Source organism: Bradyrhizobium sp. 138, from assembly GCF_023074075.1.
Classification (GTDB): Bacteria; Pseudomonadota; Alphaproteobacteria; order Rhizobiales; family Xanthobacteraceae; genus Bradyrhizobium.
On sequence record NZ_JADPKT010000031.1, the window covers coordinates 1 to 2,156 of the forward strand.

Genomic DNA, 2,156 nt, shown 5'->3' on the forward strand with positions numbered 1-2,156 from the left:
GTCACGATGCCGGTGGCGGTGCCGTCCTGGCTGGCGACTGTGAACTGGTCCTGCACCTGCTGGCCGGCGGTGAGCTCGTCGTGGGCACCGTTGCCGGTGTAGCTCCAGGCCCCGTTGGCATCGATCGTGAAGTCGCCATAGCTGCCGTGCACATTGCTCTGGGCCACGACATGGGCTTCGCCGCTGTCGGGATCCACGATCGTCAATAGGCCGCTGGTGTTGAGCGCGGCGGCAGTGTTGCCCTCCGTGACGGACTTCGAGTCCGACGAGACTGTCGCCGCATCATTGCTGCCGGTGATGGTCACCGTCACGGTGCCGGTGGCAGTGCCGTCCTGGCTGGTCACCGTGAACTGGTCCTGCACCTGCTGGCCGGCAGTGAGCTCATTGTGGGCGCCATTGCCGGTGTAGCTCCAGGCCCCGTTGGCATCGATGCTGAAGTCGCCATAGCTGCCGTGCGCGTTGCTCTGCGCCACGACATGGGCCTGGCCCGTATCAGGGTCGGTGATGGTGAGCTGGCCGCTGGTGTTGAGCGCCGCCGCGGCATTGCCCTCGGTGACGGACTTCGCCTCCGACGAGACTGTCGCCGCATCGTTGCTGCCGGTGATGGTGACCGTGACGATGCCGCTCGCGGTGCCGTCCTGGCTGGTCACCGTGAACTGGTCCTGCACCTGCTGGCCGGCAGTGAGCTCATCGTGGGCGCCATTGCCGGTGTAGCTCCAGGCGCCGTTGGCATCGATGCTGAAGTCGCCATAGGTGCCGTGCGCGTTGCTCTGCGCCACGACATGGGCCTGGCCCGTATCAGGGTCGGTGATGGTGAGCTGGCCGCTGGTGTTGAGCGCCGCCGCGGCATCGCCCTCGGTGACGGACTTCGCCTCCGAAGAGACTGTCGCCGCGTCATTGCTGCCGGTGATCGTGACAGTCACGATGCCGGTGGCGGTGCCGTCCTGGCTGGCGACTGTGAACTGGTCCTGCACCTGCTGGCCGGCGGTGAGCTCGTCGTGGGCACCGTTGCCGGTGTAGCTCCAGGCCCCGTTGGCATCGATCGTGAAGTCGCCATAGCTGCCGTGGACGCTGCCCTGTGCCACGACATGGGCTTCGCCGCTGTCGGGATCCACGATCGTCAGTTGGCCGCTGGTGTTGAGGGCGGCGGCAGTGTTGCCCTCCGTGACGGACTTCGAGTCCGACGAGACTGTCGCCGCATCGTTGCTGCCGGTGATGGTCACCGTGACGGTGCCGGTGGCGGTGCCGTCCTGGCTGGTGACCGTGAACTGGTCCTGCACCTGCTGGCCGGCGGTGAGCTCGTCGTGGGCGCCGTTGCCGGTGTAGCTCCAGGCCCCGTTGGCATCGATCGTGAAGTCGCCATAGCTGCCGTGGACATTGCTCTGCGCCACGACATGGGCTTCGCCGCTGTCGGGATCCACGATCGTCAGCTGGCCAGAGGCGTTCAATGCGGCGGCAGCGTCGCCTTCGGTGACGGACTTCGCCTCCGACGAGACTGTCGCCGCATCATTGCTGCCGGTGATGGTGACCGTGACGATGCCGGTGGCGGTGCCGTCCTGGCTGGTGACCGTGAACTGGTCCTGCACCTGCTGGCCAGCGGTGAGCTCATCGTGGGCACCGTTGCCGGTGTAGCTCCAGGCGCCATTGGCATCGATGCTGAAGTCGCCATAGGTTCCGTGCACATTGCTCTGTGCCACGACATGGGCTTCGCCGCTGTCGGGATCCACGATCGTCAGTTGGCCGCTGGTGTTCAGCGCCGCCGCGGTGTCGCCCTCGCTGACGGACTTCGAGTCTGAGCTGACCGTGGCCGCGTCGTTGCTGCCGGTGATGGTCACCGTGACGATGCCGGTGGCGGTGCCGTCCTGGCTGGTGACCGTGAACTGGTCCTGCACCTGCTGGCCGGCGGTGAGCTCGTTGTGGGCACCGTTGCCGGTGTAGCTCCAGGCGCCATTGGCATCGATGCTGAAGTCGCCATAGGTTCCGTGCACATTGCCCTGCGCCACGACATGGGCTTCGCCGCTGTCGGGATCCACGATCGTCAGCTGGCCAGAGGCGTTCAATGCGGCGGCAGCATCGCCTTCGGTGACGGACTTCGAGTCCGACGAGACCGTGGCCGCATCATTGCTGCCGGTGATGGTCACCGTCACGGTGCCGCT

At 66.4% G+C, this 2,156-nt stretch carries 1 protein-coding gene; it reads right to left on the reverse strand.

Translation table 11 applies throughout. The annotated features are described in order from the left end of the window. A partial coding sequence (locus IVA79_RS15305) for a VCBS domain-containing protein (RefSeq protein WP_247554051.1) occupies positions 1-2,156 on the reverse strand: 2,156 nt, incomplete at both ends.